The 20,032-nt window shown below is 72.2% G+C and carries 19 protein-coding genes; 5 read left to right on the top strand and 14 right to left on the bottom strand.

Features of this window, described 5'->3' with window-relative positions:
* Positions 1 to 65 precede the first annotated feature (65 nt).
* The 9 genes from hpnD to AC07F3_RS02830 form a co-directional block, all read right to left on the bottom strand.
* Entirely contained in the window at positions 66 to 1,016 is a 951-nt protein-coding gene (gene hpnD / locus AC07F3_RS02870) for a presqualene diphosphate synthase HpnD (RefSeq protein ID WP_479109797.1), read from the bottom strand.
* On the bottom strand, positions 1,013 to 1,924 hold the full coding sequence (gene hpnC / locus AC07F3_RS02865; protein WP_479109795.1) for a squalene synthase HpnC: 912 nt from the start codon (positions 1,922 to 1,924) through the stop codon (positions 1,013 to 1,015). Before hpnC ends, hpnD begins: the two co-directional genes overlap by 4 nt.
* A 401-nt stretch (positions 1,925 to 2,325) precedes the next feature.
* Positions 2,326 to 3,135 (bottom strand): ABC transporter ATP-binding protein, encoded by an 810-nt coding sequence (locus tag AC07F3_RS02860; protein ID WP_114036498.1) that lies wholly within the window; start codon positions 3,133 to 3,135, stop codon positions 2,326 to 2,328.
* Entirely contained in the window at positions 3,128 to 4,009 is an 882-nt protein-coding gene (locus AC07F3_RS02855; protein WP_479109793.1) for an ABC transporter permease, read from the bottom strand. Before AC07F3_RS02855 ends, AC07F3_RS02860 begins: the two co-directional genes overlap by 8 nt.
* A 62-nt stretch (positions 4,010 to 4,071) precedes the next feature.
* Positions 4,072 to 4,944 (bottom strand): glycosyltransferase family 2 protein, encoded by an 873-nt coding sequence (locus AC07F3_RS02850; RefSeq protein WP_479110590.1) that lies wholly within the window; start codon positions 4,942 to 4,944, stop codon positions 4,072 to 4,074.
* An 8-nt stretch (positions 4,945 to 4,952) separates the two neighbouring features.
* The gene (locus tag AC07F3_RS02845) at positions 4,953 to 5,732 is read right to left on the bottom strand and encodes a CDP-alcohol phosphatidyltransferase family protein (RefSeq protein ID WP_479109791.1); all 780 of its coding nucleotides are present in this window, start codon (positions 5,730 to 5,732) and stop codon (positions 4,953 to 4,955) included.
* Positions 5,710 to 6,771 (bottom strand): iron-containing alcohol dehydrogenase family protein, encoded by a 1,062-nt coding sequence (locus AC07F3_RS02840; RefSeq protein ID WP_479109789.1) that lies wholly within the window; start codon positions 6,769 to 6,771, stop codon positions 5,710 to 5,712. The genes AC07F3_RS02845 and AC07F3_RS02840 overlap by 23 nt, the downstream gene beginning before the upstream one ends.
* Positions 6,759 to 7,496: a phosphocholine cytidylyltransferase family protein gene (locus AC07F3_RS02835; protein ID WP_114036494.1), complete on the bottom strand. Its 738-nt coding sequence runs from the start codon at positions 7,494 to 7,496 to the stop codon at positions 6,759 to 6,761. Before AC07F3_RS02835 ends, AC07F3_RS02840 begins: the two co-directional genes overlap by 13 nt.
* Positions 7,493 to 9,298 carry a DUF5941 domain-containing protein gene (locus AC07F3_RS02830; RefSeq protein ID WP_479110588.1) on the bottom strand — a complete coding sequence of 602 codons (1,806 nt, stop codon included), beginning with the start codon at positions 9,296 to 9,298 and terminating at the stop codon, positions 7,493 to 7,495. Before AC07F3_RS02830 ends, AC07F3_RS02835 begins: the two co-directional genes overlap by 4 nt.
* 411 nt (positions 9,299 to 9,709) lie before the next feature.
* On the opposite strand from AC07F3_RS02830, the gene AC07F3_RS02825 reads away from it, so the two are divergent.
* Both AC07F3_RS02825 and idi read left to right on the top strand, forming a co-directional pair.
* Positions 9,710 to 10,651, top strand: a complete 942-nt coding sequence (locus tag AC07F3_RS02825; protein ID WP_479109787.1) for a cation diffusion facilitator family transporter — start codon at positions 9,710 to 9,712, stop codon at positions 10,649 to 10,651.
* A 116-nt stretch (positions 10,652 to 10,767) separates the two neighbouring features.
* The gene (gene idi, locus AC07F3_RS02820; RefSeq protein WP_479109785.1) at positions 10,768 to 11,370 is read left to right on the top strand and encodes an isopentenyl-diphosphate Delta-isomerase; all 603 of its coding nucleotides are present in this window, start codon (positions 10,768 to 10,770) and stop codon (positions 11,368 to 11,370) included.
* Here idi and AC07F3_RS02815 read toward each other — a convergent pair.
* Both AC07F3_RS02815 and AC07F3_RS02810 read right to left on the bottom strand, forming a co-directional pair.
* The gene (locus AC07F3_RS02815) at positions 11,345 to 11,845 is read right to left on the bottom strand and encodes an ATP-binding protein (protein WP_479109783.1); all 501 of its coding nucleotides are present in this window, start codon (positions 11,843 to 11,845) and stop codon (positions 11,345 to 11,347) included. The genes idi and AC07F3_RS02815 overlap by 26 nt on opposite strands.
* 135 nt (positions 11,846 to 11,980) lie before the next feature.
* On the bottom strand, positions 11,981 to 12,658 hold the full coding sequence (locus AC07F3_RS02810; protein ID WP_479109781.1) for an HdeD family acid-resistance protein: 678 nt from the start codon (positions 12,656 to 12,658) through the stop codon (positions 11,981 to 11,983).
* Between the two features lie 75 nt (positions 12,659 to 12,733).
* On the opposite strand from AC07F3_RS02810, the gene AC07F3_RS02805 reads away from it, so the two are divergent.
* Positions 12,734 to 13,501 carry an enoyl-CoA hydratase/isomerase family protein gene (locus tag AC07F3_RS02805; protein ID WP_479109779.1) on the top strand — a complete coding sequence of 256 codons (768 nt, stop codon included), beginning with the start codon at positions 12,734 to 12,736 and terminating at the stop codon, positions 13,499 to 13,501.
* Here the strand turns inward: AC07F3_RS02805 and AC07F3_RS02800 are convergent.
* Together AC07F3_RS02800 and AC07F3_RS02795 are read right to left on the bottom strand one after the other, a co-directional pair.
* Entirely contained in the window at positions 13,473 to 14,111 is a 639-nt protein-coding gene (locus tag AC07F3_RS02800; protein ID WP_479109777.1) for a DJ-1/PfpI family protein, read from the bottom strand. The genes AC07F3_RS02805 and AC07F3_RS02800 overlap by 29 nt on opposite strands.
* A 24-nt stretch (positions 14,112 to 14,135) precedes the next feature.
* Positions 14,136 to 15,098: a GlxA family transcriptional regulator gene (locus AC07F3_RS02795; RefSeq protein ID WP_479109775.1), complete on the bottom strand. Its 963-nt coding sequence runs from the start codon at positions 15,096 to 15,098 to the stop codon at positions 14,136 to 14,138.
* 119 nt (positions 15,099 to 15,217) lie between these two features.
* On the opposite strand from AC07F3_RS02795, the gene AC07F3_RS02790 reads away from it, so the two are divergent.
* Positions 15,218 to 16,081: an SCO6745 family protein gene (locus AC07F3_RS02790; RefSeq protein ID WP_479109773.1), complete on the top strand. Its 864-nt coding sequence runs from the start codon at positions 15,218 to 15,220 to the stop codon at positions 16,079 to 16,081.
* Positions 16,082 to 16,147: 66 nt separating this feature from the next.
* Positions 16,148 to 18,586 carry a Tex family protein gene (locus AC07F3_RS02785; protein WP_479109771.1) on the top strand — a complete coding sequence of 813 codons (2,439 nt, stop codon included), beginning with the start codon at positions 16,148 to 16,150 and terminating at the stop codon, positions 18,584 to 18,586.
* A 115-nt stretch (positions 18,587 to 18,701) separates the two neighbouring features.
* Here the strand turns inward: AC07F3_RS02785 and AC07F3_RS02780 are convergent, their stop codons facing one another.
* A complete protein-coding gene (locus AC07F3_RS02780) occupies positions 18,702 to 20,030 on the bottom strand; it encodes a glycosyltransferase (protein WP_479109769.1) in 1,329 nt (442 codons plus the stop codon).
* Between the last annotated feature and the right edge of the window lie 2 nt (positions 20,031 to 20,032).

Here is a 20,032-nt window from a genome sequence, read left to right as displayed (position 1 = left end):
CCGAGAAGTTGCACGTCGGGCCTGCGTAATGGTCCTCAGCCCTTCGTCCGGGTACGCGTGGTGCATCAGGCGCGCCTCCTGGCGGTCTGCCGGGAGACGTGGCGGGTGTCCAGGCCCGACAGTCCGCGTACCGCGACGTACGCCTTCTCCCGGCCGGGCAGCGAGACCCGCCCGCGCAGCACCGCCTCGGGATCGCGCTCGATGCGGTCGAGCAGCCGCCGGTAGATTCCGGCCATGGCGGCCACGCAGGCGCCGCTGCGCCGGTCCAGCATGGGAAGAAGCCGGTAGCCCTCGGCGAACAGGGCCCGGGCGCGCCGCACTTCGAAGTGGACGAGCCCGGCGAAGTCGGAGCCGGACGGCGGCACGGAGCTGTTGAAACCCGTCGAGCAGCCGAACTTGGCGAGGTCGTCGGAGGGCAGGTAGGTCCGCCCGTTCCCGGCGTCCTCGCGAACGTCCCTGAGGATGTTGGTGAGTTGGAGGGCGAGCCCCAGCGTGTCGGCGTACTCGGGGGCGCGTTCGCTGCCCGGCGCGCCCGGCTGCGTACCGAAGACACCCAGGGAGAGGCGGCCGATGGCGCCCGCGACACACCGGCAGTAGACCTTCAGGTCGTCCCAGGTCTCGTAGCTCTCGCCGTGCACGTCCATGAGGACGCCGTCGATGAGCTCGTCGAGGCCGCCGAGCGGGATCGGGAAGCGGCGCGCCGCGTCGGCGAGCGCCACCGCGACCGGGTCGGTGTCGTCCTCGTCGACCTCGCCGTCGCGGATGCGCCCGAGCAGCGCCCGGGTCTCCTCCAGGCGGGACGCCTTGGCGTCGTCCGCGAGCGTCCCGTCGCCGATGTCGTCGACCCGGCGCGAGAACGCGTACAGCGCCGACATGGCCTGCCGCTTGTCGGCGGGCAGCAGCCTGATGCCGTACGCGAAATTGCGCGCCTGCTGACCGGTCACGGCCTCGCAGTAGCTGTATGCGGCCTGTACCGGTGCGGACACGGGTGCCTGTGCCTCCACTGTCCGGCTCACCCCTCTCTACGCGCTCTTCGCAAGACGGCTCCCACCTCGCGCATCAGCCTTGCCTTGGTGGGCTTGGGCGGCCCCGGGAGTACGTCGTGGCCGGCGGCAGCGACCGCGTCGAGCGCGGCGCGTCCTCCGGCCACGAATCCGGCCAGCAGCAGCTTGAGTCTGCCGTGGACGCTACCCACCAGGGGGGTGCCTTCATTCAGCAACGACCCGGCGCGTTCCGCTTCGAACGCGACCAGGGCACGCACCGAGGCGCTCCCGGTGGGGGCGGCCAGATCGGCCGGCGTGACGTGGAACCGCGCCATGTCCTCGGCGGGCAGATAGATCCGGTCCCGGCCGAGGTCCTCCGTCACGTCCTGGAGGTGCTCGACGATCTGCAGCGCCGTGCAGACGGCGTCGGAGCGGCGCACGCGCTCCGGGCTCGCGGTGCCGGTGATGGCGAGGACGAGCCGCCCCACGGGGTTGGCCGAGAGCTCGCAGTAGGCGAGGAGGTCCTCGTACGTCTCGTAGCGCCGCACCCGCTGGTCCTGGCGGTTGGCCTCGATCAGCCCGAGGAACGGCGCGGGGGTCAGCGAGCAGCGCCGGACGGTCGGTTGCAGGGCCACGAGCAGGGGGTGGCGCGGACTCCCGTCGAAGACGCGGCGCAGATCCGCCTCGAAGGCGTCGAGCAGGGCGAGCCGGTCGTCCGCGTCGGCGGGGGCCACGCCGAGGTGGCGGGCGTCGGCGCCGCCGGGGGCGAGGTCGCCGTCACCGATGTCGTCGACGAGCCGGGCGAAGCCGTAGACGGCCATCAGGTCGTCGCGCCAGGCGCGCGGCAGGAAGAAGGGGGCCACCGGGAAGTTCTCCTCCGTGGCCTTGTCGAGCGTGGTGCGCGGAGAGGGTCCGGTGCGCGCGTCCCGGACTGGGGTCACCGGGTACCGCCCGGCGCGGGAACGGCGGCCGTCCCTTTGAGCTGGAGATCTTCCGTAGCCATGGCCGTCACATCTCCCGTTCTACACCGCCGACCCAAAACATCCTATTTCGGACACGCCGCCCGACCTCCCCGGACGGGGCGGCCCGTCACGCGAGGCGCCCGGGGCGTATTACCCCACTTGCCGCGAATCAGCACCGGTACAGCTTACGTTGTACAACGGCCGACAACACGTCGGGGTGTTGCGAGCATTACAACAACACTCCAATCCGGCCCAACCTTCCCCGCACACTGGCAACTTGACGGGATCTTGACGGTCCGGCCACACCCTAGGACGCGGAAACCCCTGCCGGGGTTGATCGACAGGGGCTCCGGATCACGTGTCCGCGGGGTGACGGGGCGTCAGCGGCCGGATTCCTTCTGGTAGGCCTTGACGACCTCGTCGGTCGGCCCGTCCATGAGGAGCTCGCCGCGCTCCAGCCACAGGACCCGGTCGCAGGTGTCCCGGATGGAGCCGATGCTGTGGCTCACCAGGAAGACGGTTCCGGCGTGCTTGCGCAGCTCCCGGATGCGCTCCTCGGAGCGGATCTGGAACTGGCGGTCACCGGTGGCAAGGGCCTCGTCGATCATGAGGACGTCGTGGTCCTTGGCCGCCGCGATGGAGAACCGCAGCCGGGCCGCCATGCCGGAGGAGTACGTCCGCATCGGCAGGGAGATGAAGTCGCCCTTGTCGTTGATGCCGGAGAAGTCGACGATCTCCTCGTAGCGGGCCTTGACCTCCTCGCGCGACATGCCCATGGCGAGGCCGCCGAGGATCACGTTGCGCTCACCGGTCAGGTCGTTCATCAGCGCCGCGTTCACGCCGAGGAGCGAGGGCTGGCCGTCGGTGTAGACCCGGCCGCTCTCGGGCGGCAGCAGGCCCGCGATGGCCCGCAGCAGCGTCGACTTGCCCGAGCCGTTCGAGCCGATCAGGCCGATCGCCTCGCCGCGGTACGCGGTGAACGACACGCCCTTCACCGCGTGCACCCGGCGCATGCCCCGGGAAGCGCCGCCGGTCTTGTCCCGCTTGACTATGCGGCTCAGGGCGGCGGTCGCGCTGCCCTTCCCGCCGCCGCCACCGTTGACGGTGTACACGATGTGCACGTCGTCGCAGATGACGGTGGGAATGCGCGCGTCTTCGACCGCGACGCGGTCCTTGATGTCCTCAGCCACGGCCGTACCGCTCCTCAGCCTTCCAGAAATACACGAAGCCCAGCCCGCCGACGACGACCGCCCAGCCGACCGCGAGGGCCCACACGTGCGGGGGCAGCGCGTGGCCGCCGTAGCCGTCCATCAGGGCGTAGCGCGCCAGGTCCATGTAGACCGCGGCGGGGTTGCACTGAAGGATGTCCTTCAGCCAGTGGGGTTTGCCCTTGAGCACCGTACTGAGGCTGAACATCACGCCGGACGAGTACATCCACGTACGCATGATGAACGGCATCAGCTGGGCGAGGTCGGGCGTCTTGGCGCCGAGCCGGGCGAAGATCAGCGCCAGGCCGGTGTTGAAGACGAACTGCAACGCGAGCACCGGAATGATCAGGGGCCAGGTCATGCCCGGCATGAAGCCGGAGGAGACCACCACGATCATCAGGACGATCATCGAGAAGAGCAGCTGCTGGAGCTGCTGGAGCGCGAAGGAGACGGGCAGCGAGGCGCGCGGGAAGTGCAGCGCCCGCACCAGGCCCAGGTTGCCCGAGATCGCCCGTACGCCGGCCATCAGCGAGTTCTGCGTGAAGGTGAACAGGAACACGCCGGTCACCAGGAACGGGATGTACGCGTTCGCGTCGATGCCCCGCTTGGCGTTCATCAGGACGCCGAAGATGAAGTAGTAGACCAGCGCGTTCAGCAGGGGCGTCGCCACCTGCCAGATCTGGCCGAGCTTCGCCTCGCTGTACTGCGCGGTGAGCTTGGCCGACGAGAACGACAGGATGAAGTGGCGCCGACCCCACAGCTGCTTGATGTAAGCGGAGAGCCCGGGCCGGGCCCCGCTCACCGACAGCCCGTGCTTGGCGGCGAGGTCCGCCGGGGACAGGGTTGTGTCACTCACAAGTGAAAACTTTCGTGTTCAAGAAGTACCCGATGGTCTCAGAGGTCTCAGAGCCGAGAGTCTCAGATGACAGGGGGACGGCCCAGCCGGGTGAGCCTGAAGACCGTACGCCACTTCATGGGGCGCCTCGGTCCGCAGGGCGTCGTCCAGCCCTCCTTGAAACCGCCGAACCACGCCTTGAGCGCCGGACCGGACGGCTTGCGCGCCAGCGTCAGCAGGAGCCAGACCCCGAGGTAGACCGGGACGAGCGGCGCGGGCAGGTTGCGCCGGGCCAGCCAGACCCGGTTGCGGGCCACCATCCGGTGGTAGACCGCGTGCCGGGAGGGGGCGGTCGTCGGGTGGTGCAGGACCATGTCCGCGCGGTAGTCGATCATCCAGCCCGCGTCGAGCGCCCGCCAGGCGAGGTCGGTCTCCTCGTGGGCGTAGAAGAACTCGTCGGGCAGCCCGCCGACCTCGGCGAACACCCGGGTGCGCACGGCGTTGGCGCCGCCGAGGAAGGTGGTCACGCGCGAGGAGCGCATCGGGTCGGCCGCGCGCAGCCTCGGCACGTGGCGGCGCTGGGTGACCCCGGTCTCCGGGTCGGCGATCCGGAAGCTGATGATGCCGAGCTCCGGGTCGGCCTCGAACGCCCGGCGGCACAGTTCGGCGGTGTCGGTGTGGGCGAGCAGGCCGTCGTCGTCGAGGAAGAGCAGCACGTCGACCTGGGCGCCCGAGGGTCCGAACGCCTCGATGCCGACGTTGCGTCCGCCGGGGATGCCCAGGTTCTCGGGCAGTTCGACGGTGCGTACGCCGTCGGGGACGTCCGGGACCGGGGCGCCGTTGCCGACCACGACGACCTCGACCGGGTCGCCGTCCTGCTTGGCCACCGAGTCGAGCAGGGCGCGCAGCTCGGCGGGGCGGTTGCCCATCGTGATGACGACGGCGCCGACCTTCATCGGGGCGCTCACTTCAGCCTGCTCGAAGCGAGGATGGACACGAGGTGCAGCAGCGTCTGCAGGAGCGCGATGCCGGCGAGCACCGCCACGCCCAGGCGCGAGAAGTACAGGTCGCCCCGGATCTGGTCCACGACCGCGAGGACCAGGATGAGCAGCGACGCCTCGATGCCGAGGACCAGCCGGTGGAACTTCAGCGCGGCGGCGGCCCTGCGGGCGAGCGCGACGCCGGAGGAGCGCGGGGTCGCCGCGGCGTCCTTGACCACGGGCAGCCCGCCCTGGTGCCGGGCGACACCGACGAGGTCGGTCTCTGCCTTGATCAGGACGGCGCCGAGCGCCGCGAGCGTCCCGAGGAAGGCCCACAGCCAGTCGATCCGGCCGCCGCCCCAGAGGTCGGCGGCGCGCAGGCCGAAGCCGACCAGGACCGCCGCGTCGCACAGATAGGCCCCGACCCGGTCCAGGTAGACCCCGGAGAGCGAGAACTGCCGCTTCCAGCGGGCGACTTCGCCGTCGACGCAGTCGAGCAGCAGATAGCCCTGGACGGCCACGACGCCGAGCACGGCACCCCACACGCCCGGCACGAGCAGGGCCGGGGCGGCGAGGACACCGCTCAGGGTCATCAGATAGGTCAGCTGGTTCGGCGTGACCTTGGTGGTGACCAGGAGGCGGGTGATGCGCAGCGAGATCTCGCGCATGTACAGGCGGCCGCCCCAGTGTTCTCCGCTGACCCGGTCCTTCACACCCGCCGGGTGCACGACCGGGCGGAGCTCAGCTACGGATGGTCTTGGCATAGTCGGCGTACGCGTCCCTGATCTGGTCGGTGGACAGGTCGAGGTGCTCGAGGATGGTGTAGCGGCCGGGGCGGGTCTGCGGCGCGAACTCGACGGCCCGGACGAACTCCTCGGCGGTGAAGCCGATCTCCTCCGCGGTCACCGGCAGCGCGTGGCGGCGCAGCACCTCGGCCATGAGGGCGGACTGGTCCTTCGCGCCGCGCAGGTGCATCGCGAAGGCCGCGCCCAGACCGCACTGCTCGCCGTGGCTGGCGGCACGCTGCGGGAACATCAGGTCGAACGCGTGGCTGATCTCGTGGCAGGCACCGGACGAGGGCCGGCTGTCACCGCTGATCGACATGGCGATGCCGGACATGACCAGGCCCTCGGAGAGGGTGACCAGGAAGTCGTCGTCGCCGACGGTGCCGGGGTGGCGCAGGACCGCCTCGCCGGCGCTGCGCGCCATGGCGGCGGCCAGGCCGTCGACGGGCTCCCCGGTCTCGCGGTGCGAGAGCTCCCAGTCGGCGATCGCCGACAGGTTGGAGATCGCGTCGCCGATGCCGGAGCGCACGAAGCGCGCGGGCGCGTCCCGGATGACGTCCAGGTCGATCAGGATGGCCAGCGGGGTGGGCACGCCGTAGGAGCCGCGCCCGTTGTCGTTGTCCAGGGTCGAGATCGGCGAGCAGATGCCGTCGTGCGAGAGGTTCGTGGCGACCGCGACCATCGGGAGGCCGACGCGGGCCGCCGCGTACTTCGTGACGTCGATGATCTTCCCGCCGCCCAGCGCGACGACCGCGTCGTAGCGCTTGCCGCGCATCTGGTCGGCGAGCTTGACCGCCGCGTCGATGGTGCCGCCGTCGACCGCGTACCACTCGGCGCCCGGCAGCAGCGGGGCGAACCGCTCGCGCAGCTTCTGCCCCGAGCCGCCGCTGACCGCGATGGCCAGGTTGCCGTTGGCGGAGATGCGCTGGTCGGCCAGGACGACCGCGAGGTCGTCCAGGGCCCCCCGCCGGATGTCGACGACGACCGGCGAGGGGATGAGGCGCGTCAGTACTGGCACGCGATCTCACGGCCCTTCGCGAGGTCGTCGTGGTTATCGATCTCGACCCACGACACCTCGCCGATGGGGGCCACGTCGACGGTGAAGCCGCGGTTGACGAGCTCCTGGTAGCCGTCCTCGTAGTAGAGGTCGGGGTCGCGCTCGAAGGTGGTCTTCAGGGCGTCGGCGAGCTCCTCGGCGGCCTCGGCCTCGATCAGCGTGACGCCGATGTACTCACCGGTGGCGGTCGCCGGGTCCATCAGCTTGGTGATGTGCTGGACGCCCTTGCCCTCGGCGGTGATGACCTTCATCTCCTCGTCGGCGAGGTTCTTCACCGTGTCGAGGGCGAGGATGATCTTCTGGCCGTTGCCGCGCGCGGCGAGCAGCGTCTTCTCCACGGAGACGGGGTGGACCGTGTCGCCGTTGGCGAGGATCACACCGCGCTTGAGGACCTCACGCGCGCACCACAGGGAGTAGGCGTTGTTCCACTCCTCGGCCTTGTCGTTGTCGATGAGCGTGATCGCGACGCCGTACTTGGCCTCCAGGGCCTCCTTGCGCGCGTAGACGGCCTCCTTGCGGTAGCCGACGACGATGGCGACCTCGGTGAGGCCGACCTCGGCGAAGTTCTTCAGCGCGATGTCCAGGACGGTGGTGTCACCGTCGACAGGCACGAGGGCCTTCGGGAGCGTGTCGGTGTAGGGGCGCAGACGCCGTCCGGCACCGGCTGCCAGTACGAGGCCAATCATGCTGTTTCTCCTTCGTCATGTACGGCAGGTGCTCCGGAGGACACCCAGAAGCGGATGGACTCCACGAGCACCACGAGCGCGATGGCCGCCGCGAGGGCGGTGAGCGCCAGGGTGATGTCTGTGTCTCGCGTGGCGAGGACGGCGGCGAGCACCGTCACCACGAGCGTGCGGCCCTCGTGGCCGCCGATCAGCCGCACCAGCCACTGCGGCGGCGCGCCGGAGCCGCCCTTGATGCGGTAGACCGTGTCGTAGTGATGGTAGGCGACCGCCGCGACGAGCCCGAAGGCCGCGGGAAGCGCCCCGTCCACCTCCGACCGGGCCGCCAGGATCAGGACCGTGCAGTATTCGGCCACCCGGAAGAGTGGCGGTACGAGCCAGTCGAGGGCGCCCTTGAGGGGGCGGGCGACGGCGAGGCCGGACAGGATCGCGTAGAGGACGGCGGCGACGATCATCCGGGGGCTGCCGACGGGCTGGGTGAGGGCGGCGGTGACGAGGGCCACGGCGCCGACGGCCGCGACCACGGGGGCGCCGGGGACCCGGGGCGCCCTGGCGGCGACCAGCTGCGCGAGGGGTCCGCTGTCGGCGAGCTCGGCGAGGGCCCGGGCGGCGCGGTCGGTGCGGGTGGCGCGGCGGGTGAGCGAGCGCAGCACCCGGCCCGCGGTGGTGTAGCAGGCGGCGAAGGCGCAGCCGATGAGCAGCGCGTAGAAGACGGTGCGGGGCGTGGTTACGGCGGTCAGCACGGCGATCATCGCCCAGCGCTCGCCGATCGGCAGCACGATCATGCGCCGCACCCAGACCGTCCAGCCGACCGAGTCGAGCTTGGTGGACAGGGCGGCGGTGGGGCTGGTGTTGGCGGACGCGTCGGTGCCCACGACGTGCGCCTCGTTGAAGGAGAAGTCCACGACGTGGCGGCAGGTCTGGAGGACCATCGCGCCGAGCGCGAGGGCCCATACGTCGTCGCCGCCCCGGGCCGCGCCGAGGGCGAGGCCCGCGTAGTAGGCGTACTCCTTGGCGCGGTCGAAGGTGGCGTCGAGCCAGGCGCCCATCGTCGAGTACTGGAGCGAGTAGCGGGCGAGCTGCCCGTCGGTGCAGTCCAGGACGAAGGAGAAGATCAGCAGCAGTCCGGCCGCGACGTAGCCGCCGCGCGTCCCGGTCGCCGCGCAGCCGGCCGCGATCAGCGCGGTGACCAGCGAGGCGGTGGTGACCTGGTTGGGGGTCAGCCCCCGGCGGGCGCACCAGCGGGCGAGGTAGCGGGAGTAGGGGCTGATGAAGTGCGTGGTGAAGAAGCCGTCGCGGGACTTCACGGCGTTGCGCAGCCGGACGGCCTCGTCGTCGACGGCGGCGACGGCCCTGCTCGCGGCGACGGCGGCGGCCTCGTCCGCGGGGACGGTCGCGACCAGCGAGCCGAGCTCGGGGCGGTGCACCGCGACGCCGTCGGCTTCGAGGGCCGCGGCGATGTCGTCGGTGAGCACGGCGGCCGTACGGGTCCCGGCCGCGCGCTGGGATGGGTCGCCGGCCAGGGTGCGGGTGAGCGCCGCGCGGGCCTCGGCCTGGACGGTGAGGGCCCCGGTCACCGCGGCCGCCGGGAAGCGGGGGTCGGTCAGCGCGAGACGCAGCGCGTGCGCATGGCCGACGAAGCGCGGGTCGACCAGGGCGACGCGTTCACCGGTCGGCACCTCGGCGAGCAGACGGGGCAGGTCGTCGGGGAGGAAGGCGCTCCGCACGTCGAAACCCAGCGCGCGCAGATCGGGTCCGAGCTGCGATCCGGGCACCGGCGGACCGGTAAGGATGGCGGTCGACAGACGAACTCACTCCTTGCGACTGACATGGCTGGTGTCCAACGGCCCGGCCCGGCACGGGGCGGGCGGCACGTCGGCAGAGGCTATCGGATGCACGGAAGGGGGAATTCACTGGCCGTTCGCGCCCACAGCGGCCCGGGAGCGCCCGGTGCGCGGGCGCCGCGATCATCATCGTCGATCAAGGGCGCAGCCCACAAACCGCGTTCGAACACCATCGCCCCGCCCGGCGCCCACGCCTCCCGTCCAGGAGGACGCGGCGATCTCCCCGGCGCTCTGACCTGCGAGCATTTCCGCAGGTCAGAGCACATGACAACGGTGTTCAGTCCCGTGTTGCACATACCCCCTACCCGTAGTTCACTGGCCCCTCGTACACCGACGTCACCACTGATCACCAACGGATCCGGGAGGGCCTTCATGGGGGCTGGGCACGACCACGGACACACGCACGGCGGCCCGCCGCCGACCGGCACGGCGGCCGCCGCCTACCGGGGGCGGCTGCGCATCGCACTCGGCATCACACTGACCGTGATGGTCGTGGAGATCGTCGGCGGTCTCCTCGCGGACTCCCTGGCGCTCGTCGCGGACGCGGCCCACATGGCGACGGACGGTCTCGGGCTCGCGATGGCGCTGCTCGCCATCCACTTCGCCAACCGTCCGGCCGGGGGCAACCGCACCTACGGGTACGCCCGCGCCGAGATCCTCGCCGCGCTGGCCAACTGCCTGCTGCTGCTCGGGGTGGGCGGATACGTCCTGTTCGAGGCGGTCAGCCGCTTCGTCGAGCCCGCCGACACCGCGGGCGGCACCGCCGTCGTCTTCGGCCTGATCGGCCTGGTCGCCAACTCGGTCTCGCTCTCGCTCCTCATGAAGGGGCAGCAGGACAGCCTCAATGTGCGCGGCGCCTTCCTCGAGGTGCTCTCGGACGCGCTCGGCTCGGCGGCCGTGGTGGTGGCGGGCCTGGTCATCATGACCACCGGCTGGCAGGCGGCCGACCCGATCGCCTCGCTGGTGATCGGCCTGATGATCGTGCCGAGGACCGTCAAGCTGCTGCGCGAGACCCTGAACGTGCTCCTGGAGTCGGCACCCAAGGGGGTGGACATGGCGGAGGTGCGGGCCCACATCGTGGAGCTGCCCGGCGTGGAGGACGTACACGATCTGCACGCGTGGACGATCACGTCCGGGATGCCGGTGCTCTCGGCGCACGTGGTGGTCAGCCAGGAGGTGCTCGACTCGGTGGGCCACGAGAAGCTGCTGCACGAGCTGCAGGGCTGCCTGGGCGACCACTTCGACGTCGAGCACTGCACCTTCCAGCTGGAGCCGGGCGGCCACGCCGAGCACGAGGCGAGGCTCTGCCACTGACGGAGCGCGGTTCCCCGGGCCCCGCGTGGGGCAGGACATGCGGATGCCGGTCAATGGCGGACACGCCGCTTTTGTACGGCAGACTGGGCAGCCGAGGACCGAAGCGAAGGATGGTTATGCCGAGCACACCAGCCACCACGGCGAACAACTCGTCGAACGGGACCGCGGGCGCCGCACCGGAGATCTTGCTCGAACTCGTCGACGAGAGCGGCAACACCATCGGAACCGCGGAGAAGCTCTCCGCCCACCAGGCGCCCGGTCAGCTGCACCGGGCGTTCTCCGTCTTCCTCTTCGACCCGGCCGGCCGGCTGCTCCTCCAGCGGCGGGCGCTCGGCAAGTACCACTCCCCCGGCGTCTGGTCCAACACCTGCTGCGGCCACCCCTACCCCGGCGAGTCCCCGTTCGCGGCGGCCGCCCGGCGCACCTACGAGGAGCTCGGCATCTCCCCCACGCTGCTCGCGGAGGCGGGCACGGTGCGCTACAACCACCCGGATCCGGACTCGGGCCTGGTGGAGCAGGAGTACAACCACCTCTTCGTGGGCCTGGTGCAGTCCCCGCTGCGGCCGGACGCGGAGGAGGTCGGCGAGACGGCGTTCGTGACGCCGCAGGAGCTCGCCGAGCGGCACGCCCGCGCCACGTTCTCGGCATGGTTCATGACGGTGCTCGACGCGGCGCGCCCCGCGGTCAGGGAGCTCACGGGGCCCGACGCGGGCTGGTGATCCCGGGCAGGGGGGCCAGCGGGAGTGCGGCCCAGACGATCTTTCCGCCGCTCGCGGTCTGCTCGACGTCGCACACCCCGCCGGCCTCCTCGGTGATCTCCCGCACGAGGAGCAGCCCCCTGCCGCCGGTCTGGCCGTAGTCGGTCTCCAGGGCCTTGGGGCGGTAGGGGTGGTTGTCCTCGACGGACACCCGGATCCACTCGGCACCGATGGCCACCTCGACGGCCACCTGCGGGGAGAGCAGGGCCGCGTGTCTGACCGCGTTGGTGACCAGCTCCGAGACGATGAGCAGCAGCCCCTGGACGAGGTCCTCGTGGGCCGGTACGCCCTGCCGGAGCAGCAGGTCGCGCACCGCGTGCCGGGCCTGGGGGACGGAGACGTCGACGGCGGGAGCGGTGAAGCGCCACACGCCCTCGTACGACTGCTGCCTGGCCGGAGCGGCGGGTTCGGGCGGGAGGCTCCCGCGGATCTCCATGTTCCGGCACCCACCCTCGCGGCTCGACAGCACACCCGTCTGCTGAAGAGTGTCGGGAATGCCTGGGTCCGGCCCGACCGACTGACCAGAAGTCAGCGTCTATCGCCGCCTTTTGATCCCCGATGCCAGAGAACGTCATCTCTCCGGCGGGTTCTGATCCCCCTCTGAGGGCTTTGCCATGGCTTGCGGGGGTGTCGGAGACATCGGATGTGTGCCGTTCCCGGCCTCCGACGAGGTCACCGCGCCACTCACAAGAGTGACGATTCTGCGTCCGCCCAATCCGATGGCGATCAGCCCGAGCCCGTCGAACAGCAGGGCGAGCGAGAAGAAACAGCCGATGACGTACCGGCTGTTGCTCGGCCAGTTCGCGAGCACCAGTACGCCCAGGAGCACCCCGAACGCACCCTGCACCAGCGTCCAGCCGAACTGCGGCCCGCGCACCACCACGCTGCCCGCGAGGCGGAAGACGCCGCCGGTCAGGAACAGCAGCGCGGCGAACATCGTGAGCGCCTCGGCGCTGCCCTCGGGGCGGCGGATGATCACCACGCCCGCGGCGAGGTTCAGCGCCGCGACCACGACGCCGAGCCAGAAGAAGCTGGAGCCGCGCGACTGGATCGCGTGGGCCAGGCCCACGACACCGCCGACGAGCAGCAGCCAGCCGAAGAGCAGCATGGTGGTGAGGGTGGCGAATTCGGTGTAGCCGAGCCCGACCAGGCCGGCCAGGACCAGGATTGCGCCCAGCAGGGCGAGCACGCCGAAACCGCGGCTCAGCTTCCTGCCCTCGCGCCCGACGTTCTGCTTGGGTCCGGCCATCAGCGACTCCTCGGTGATCCGCGAGCGGCCCCCCTTGTGATCATAGGTTTCGGGTGCCCGGATAGCATCCCGCGCATGCAGCCGCAGCTGGAGCAGAGCCTCGTCGAGGGCGTCGCCACCGTCGTCATCAGCAACCCCGCCAAGCGCAACGCGATGACGTCCGCGATGTGGCGGGCGCTGCCGCCGCTGCTCGACGCCCTGGCCGCCGATCCGGCCGTACGGGTGCTGGTGCTGACCGGGGCGGGCGACACGTTCTGCGCGGGCGCCGACATCTCGACGCTGCGAGAGCCGGGCGAGGACCCGCGGGCGCTGGCGGTACGGGCCGAGGAGGCGCTCGCCGCCTTTCCCGGGCCGACGCTGGCCGCCGTGCGCGGCCACTGCGTGGGCGGCGGCAGCCAGCTCGCGGCCGCCTGCGACCTCCGGTTCGCCGAGGAGGGCGCCCTGTTCGGCCTCACGCCCTCGAAGCTCGGCATCGTCTACCCGGCGTCCTCCACCCGGCGGCTCGCCGCCCTGGTGGGTCCCGCGACCGCCAAGTACCTGTTGTTCTCGGGCGAGTTGATCGACACCGGCCGGGCGCTGCGCACCGGTCTGGTGGACGAGGTGCCGGCGCGGGGCGAACTGGACCGGCGCGTGGCCGAGTTCACCCGGGTCCTGGTCTCGCGCTCCCGGCTCACCCAGGCCGCGGCGAAGGAGTTCGCGGACGGCAGGACCGACCGGGACGCGCACTGGGCGGGCCAGGAACGTGCGAGCGGCGACACCGCGGAGGGGATCGCCGCCTTCCTGGAGCGCCGCGCCCCGCGCTTCACCTGGCCGCTCACTCCTGAGGGAAGCCCTTCGTCCTGAAGTGCTCCACCAGGTCCGCGGGTGCCTTGTCGGGCGAGCCCGCGTCGTAGGGCGGCTGCGGGTCGTACTCCACGAGGAGCTGGACCGCCTGGGCGTAGCGGTCCCCGACGATCCGCCCGATCAGCGCGAGCCCCATGTCGAGACCCGAGGAGACACCGGCCGCGGTGACGTACTTGTGGTCCATGACGACCCGCTCCCCCGTCGCCGTCACGCCGAACGCGGCGAGCCGGTCCAGGGCCAGCCAGTGCGAGGTCGCGCGGCGTCCGTTGAGCAGTCCGGCCGCGGCGAGCAGCAGCGAGCCCGTGCACACCGACGTCGTCCACGTCGAGGCGGTGTCGGCGACGCGCAGCCAGTCGATGAGCGGCCCGCCGTCGAGGTGCGGCTCGACGGCCTCCGGCGGCCCGCCCGGCACGATCACCAGGTCGGGCCGGCTCACCTCGGCGAAGGACTTCTCGGCGAGCAGGGTCAGGCTCCCGCTCTCGTTGCGCACGGGTCCGGCCTGCTCGGCCACGAACACCGTCTCGGCGCCGGGGAGCCGGCTGAGGGTGTCGTAGGGGCCGATCGCGTCCAGGGCGGTGAAGCCGGGGTACAGGGCGACGGCTATCTGCATGGGACTCCTCGTCGGTTCGGGAAGCTACGCGGGGGCGGGGCGGAAGCGGCGGCGGTACTCGGCGGGGGCCGTGCCGAGCGTCTTGACGAAGGCGCGCCGCATCGCCTCGGGGGTGCCGTAGCCCGCGGCGCGGGAGACCTCCTGGATGCCGTTCGGGGTCTCTTCGAGCAGGCGGCGGGCGTGTTCCAGGCGGACGCGCTCGACATAGCGGCCGGGGGTGATGCCGGTCTCGGCGTGGAAGGCGCGGGCGAAGTGGCGGGGCGAGAGGCTGGCCCGCTGGGCGAGGGCCTCCACCGAGAGGTCACCGTCCGGGTGCTCGGCGATCCACCGCTGGAGTTCGCGCAGCGGCTCGCGGCGGGCCGTCTGCGCGGCGAGCTGGACGCTGAACTGGGCCTGGTTGCCCGGGCGGCGCAGGAACACCACGAAGTTGCGGGCGACGGTCAGGGCCGCCTCCCTGCCGTGGTCCTCCTCCACCAGGGCCAGCGCGAGGTCGATGCCCGCGGTGACCCCGGCCGAGGTGGCGATGTTGCCGTCCCGTACGAAGATCGGGTCCGGATCGACGTCGACAGCGGGGTGGCTCCGGGCCAGCCGGGAGCACAGCGCCCAGTGCGTGGTGGCCCGGCGCCCGTCGAGCAGCCCGGCCTCGGCGAGCAGCAGCGAGCCCGTGCACACGGAGACGAGCCTGCGGGCCCGGGGGCCGTGCTCCCGCAGCCAGTCGAGCAGGGCCGGGTCGGGCGCGAGGGCGCCGTCACCGCCCGGGACGAGCAGGGTGTCGACCGGTTGGACGTCCGTGAGCGCGGAGTCGGCCATGAGCCGCAGCCCGCTGTGCGAGGTGACCGGGGCGCCGTCAAGGGAGGCGAAGCGCACCCGGTAGGCGGCCCGGTCCCCGACCGCGCGGCCCGCGGCGCCGAACACCTCGGCCGGTCCGGTCACGTCGAGACTCTGGACGTCGTCGAACAGGACGACCAGGACGGAGCGCTGCGTCATGTCCTCATCCTGGTCGCGGCCCGCGATGGCCGCAATGACGAGAAACCCACCTTTCCTGCCACACCGTCGCGCCCGTCCCGCCCCTTCCCGCCGTACCGACCAGTCGGTAACGTGCAGGTATGAGTTCTCTCCCCCCGCGCGCCGGGCGCCACTGCCAGAGCCCCCTCAACTCCCTGCACGCCACGGTCTACTTCTCGCCGGACTTCACCAAGGAACTCGCCGGGCTCGGCGTCGAGGACCGCGGCGCCGCCTACTTCGCGGGGCGCGCCGCCGCGATGGGCGCCGTGGGCCCCGGCGTCGTGGCGGCCACCTTCTACAACTTCAACCACGAGCTGATCGCCCGGCACCTGCCAGCCGTGTGGCGCACCGCCTCCCCCGAGGCCGTGCTCGCCGCGCGCCTGAGGGCCGTCGACAGCACGCTGCGCCGGCTGCTCGGCGAGGAGACCATCGCCTCGGACGAGATGGCGGAGGCGGCCCGGCTCGCCCTGCGCGCCGCCGAGGGCTGCACCCGGCACGCCCGCCCCCTGTACGCCGCGCACGCCGACCTGCCCGTGCCCGAGCAGCCGCACCTCGCCTACTGGCACGCGGCGACCCTGCTGCGCGAACACCGGGGCGACGGCCACCTCACCGCCCTGCTCGACCTGGGGCTCGACCCGCTGGAGGCGCTCGTCAGCCACACCGCGACCGGCAAGGGCATGGCCCGCACGTGGGTCATGGCCACGCGCGGCTGGCGGCAGTCGGACTGGGACGCGGCGGCCGACCGGCTCCGCGCGCGCGGACTGCTCGACGGCGAGGGCGAGTTGACCGAAGCGGGCGTGGCCCTGCGCGCCGACCTGGAGGACCGCACCGACCGCCTCGACCTCGCCCCGTACGAACGCCTCGGCGAGCACGACGTGGCCCGGCTCACCGAACTCGCCAAGGGATTCCTGGTGACGGCGGCCCTGGCGGGCGGCTTCCCGGCCGACCTGGTCGGCAAGGGCTGATCGTCGATTGTCGGCGCCGCCTGCCACAATGGCGCCTCAGGCTCAGCGAGAAGGCGGTAGGGCAACGTGACGACGTCCATCGAAGGCAGGATCGCCGAAGAACTCGGCGTACGGGAGCGGCAGGTGAAGGCCGCCGTCGAGCTGCTCGACGGCGGGTCCACCGTCCCGTTCATCGCGCGCTACCGCAAGGAAGCGACCGAGATGCTGGACGACGCCCAGCTGCGCACCCTGGAGGAGCGGCTGCGCTACCTGCGGGAGCTGGAGGACCGGCGCACCGCCGTCCTGGAGTCCGTACGGGAGCAGGGCAAGCTCACCGAGGCCCTCGAGGCGCAGATCCGGGGCGCGGACACCAAGGCCCGCCTGGAGGACATCTACTTGCCCTTCAAGCCGAAGCGGCGCACCAAGGCGCAGATCGCGCGCGAGGCGGGTCTCGAACCGCTCGCCGACGGCCTGCTCGCCGACCCCTCGGTGGACCCGGCCGCCGCGGCCGCCGCGTTCGTGGACGCGGACCGGGGCGTCGCCGATCCGGCGGCGGCCCTGGAGGGCGCCCGCGCCATCCTCGCCGAGCGGTTCTCGGAGGACGCCGACCTGATCGGCGAGCTGCGCGAGCGCATGTGGGCCAGGGGCCGGCTCGCCGCGAAGGTCCGCGAGGGCAAGGAGGAGGCGGGCGCCAAGTTCGCCGACTACTTCGACTTCACCGAGCCGTTCACCGCGCTGCCCTCGCACCGGGTGCTCGCGATGCTGCGCGGCGAGAAGGAGGAGGTCCTCGACCTCGTCCTGGAGCCCGAGGAGCCGTCGGCGCAGCCCGGCCCCTCGACGTACGAGAACATGGTGGCGCGCCGCTTCGGGGTGGCCGACCGGGGGCGCCCGGGCGACAAGTGGCTGGCGGACACGGTGCGTTGGGCCTGGCGCACCCGCATCCTGGTGCACCTCGGCATCGACCTGCGGCTGCGGCTGCGTACGGCCGCCGAGGACGAGGCGGTCCGCGTCTTCGCCGCCAACCTGCGCGACCTGCTGCTCGCGGCCCCGGCGGGCACCCGGGCCACGCTCGGCCTCGACCCGGGCTTCCGCACCGGCGTGAAGGTGGCCGTCGTCGACGCGACCGGCAAGGTCGTGGCCACCGACGTGATCCACCCGCACGTGCCCGCGAACAAGTGGGACCAGGCGCTCGCCAAGCTGGCCGGGCTCTGCGCGGAGCACGCGGTCGAGCTGATCGCCATCGGCAACGGCACCGCCTCCCGCGAAACGGACAAGCTCGCCGGTGAACTCATCGCGCGGCACCCGGAGTTGAACCTCGCCAAGGTGATGGTGTCGGAGGCGGGCGCTTCGGTGTACTCGGCCTCCGCGTTCGCCTCGCAGGAGTTCCCGGACATGGACGTGTCGCTGCGCGGCGCGGTCTCCATCGCCCGCCGCCTGCAGGACCCGCTCGCCGAGCTGGTGAAGATCGACCCGAAGTCCATCGGGGTGGGCCAGTACCAGCACGACCTGTCCGAGGTGAAACTGTCGCGCTCGCTGGACGCGGTCGTCGAGGACTGTGTGAACGGCGTGGGCGTCGACGTCAACACGGCCTCCGCGCCGCTGCTTTCGCGGGTGTCCGGCATCGGCTCCGGGCTCGCCGAGAACATCGTGGCGCACCGCGACGCCAACGGCCCCTTCCGTTCGCGCAAGGCGCTCAAGAACGTCGCGCGGCTCGGCCCGAAGGCCTACGAGCAGTGCGCGGGCTTCCTGCGGATCCGCGACGGCGAGGACCCGCTGGACGCCTCCAGCGTGCACCCCGAGGCCTACCCGGTGGTGCGGCGGATGGTGAAGACGACAGGCAGCGAGGTCGCCTCCCTCATCGGCAACACGGGGGTGCTGCGCTCGCTGCGCGCCGACGACTTCGTGGACGAGACCTTCGGTCTGCCCACGGTCACCGACATCCTGCGCGAGCTGGAGAAGCCGGGCCGCGACCCGCGACCGGCGTTCAGGACGGCCACCTTCAAGGAGGGCGTCGAGAAGATCGGCGACCTGGCGTCCGGGATGGTCCTCGAAGGCGTGGTCACCAACGTGGCGGCGTTCGGCGCGTTCATCGACATCGGCGTGCACCAGGACGGCCTCGCGCACGTCTCGGCCCTGTCGAAGACGTTCGTGAAGGACCCGCGGGACGTGGTGAAGCCGGGCGACATCGTCAAGGTGAAGGTCCTGGACGTCGACGTGCCGCGCAAGCGGATCTCGCTGACCCTGCGGCTCGACGACGACGCCTCGGCGCCGGGCGGCGCGCCCCAGCGCGACCGCGGCGAGCGGGGCGGCCCGGCCCAGGGTCAGGGTCAGGGCAACCGGCCGCCGCAGCAGCGGCAGGGCCAGGGCCAGCAGCGCCGCGGAAACGGCGGCGGCCAGGCCCGCGGCGCGAACCGGCAGGGCGGCGGCCAGGCCCGCGGCGCCGCTCCGGCTCCCGCGAACAGCGCGATGGCGGACGCCCTGCGCAAGGCTGGCCTGCTCGACCCGAAGGGCCGCGGCGGCCGCTGAGGCATCCCGGGCGCGGGGGCGCCGCGAGGCGGCCCCGCCCCCGCCTCGACGGGGCGGGCGTGGCCGCGCGCCCGCCTCCCGGTCAACTGCCCTACGCCCGGCGCCCGTTGGGGCCTCAGCCTTCCAGCGCGACCGGGCCCGCGGTCACCGGCTCGGCGTTGCGCCGGGTCTTGGCCCAGCCGGTGCGGCCGCGCAGGCTGCGCACGAAGCCCCGCGCCGAGACCACGAACAGGTGGTACGCGTACAGCCACAGCACCAGGCCCCACAGCAGCCCGGTGATCCGGGAGGCGTCCGGGGCGTGCTCGCGCCGGTAGACCGGGCCCCACAGGACGAACGGGCCGATGGAGAGCGCCGCGAGGACCAGCGTGAGCGGCCACAGCCCGAGCGAGCCGAGCCCGCCCAGGACCAGCATCGCGGCGCACAGCACGAGCGTCAGCAGGTGCGCGACGGGCTGGAAGAACGTGTACAGCGTCTCCAGGACGCCCGCGCCGGTGTAGTGGCGCGAGGAGACGATCCGGCTCGCGTAGCGCACGCACTGGAGGTTTCCCTGGGCCCAGCGGGTGCGCTGGGTGAGCAGGCGGCGCACGTGCGGAAGGCCCTCCTGGGAGACCCAGGTGTCGGCGACGTGCGTGACGCGGTGGCCCGACAGGATCATCTGGAGGCCGAGCTCGTAGTCCTCCAGGAGCGCGCCCCGCTGCCAGGGGCGCCGTTCGGCGGCGGCGATCCGGTCGAGCGCGGAGAGCCGGGTGAACTGACCGTTGCCGCCGAGCCCGACGGAGCCGGTCCGCACCCGGAGCAGCTGCATGCCCGCGTTGGACACCGCGAACTCCATGTCCTGGACGCGGACCAGGAGCCGCGCGAAGGCGTTGGCGAGACGGCCCCGCCCGGGAAGCGGGCGTTCGTCGTCGACATTGCGCATCCGCACGCCGACCTGGACCCCGCCGACCTCCGGGTCGGCGAACGCGGCCGGTCCCGAGACGAGCGCGAGGGCCCGCGGGTCGAGCCGCCCGTCGGCGTCGACCACACAGACCACGATCCGCTCCCGGTCGGCCCCGGCGGGAAGGAAGTCGCCGAGCTGTTCGTAGGCGGCGTTCAGGGCGTCCCCCTTGCCCGTGCGCGCCTCGGGCCGCACCCGGCGCACGAGGTGGACGCGCCGGTCGTGCTCGGCGAGCGCGGCCACGATGAGGCCGGTCCGGTCGTCGCTGTCGTCGTCGATGACCCAGACGTGGGCGGCGGGAAAGTCGCCCCGCAGCTGCGCGACGGTGGCCCCGACCACGGCCTCCTCGTCCCGGCACGGCACGAAGAAGTGCCAGTCGAGCGCGCCGGGGTCCCCCGCCTCGGTCTCCGGCCTGCCGAGGTAGGCGCGCCGGGCCCCGGCCCAGTAGAGCAGGAAGCAGCCGAGGAGGAAGAAGGGAAAGAGGAACAGGAAGAGGCTGTTGGGCATGG

Source organism: Streptomyces sp. NPDC045846 (assembly GCF_056431605.1).
Note: the sequence above shows the minus strand (reverse complement) of the source record. Positions and strands in the feature narration are given on the sequence as shown.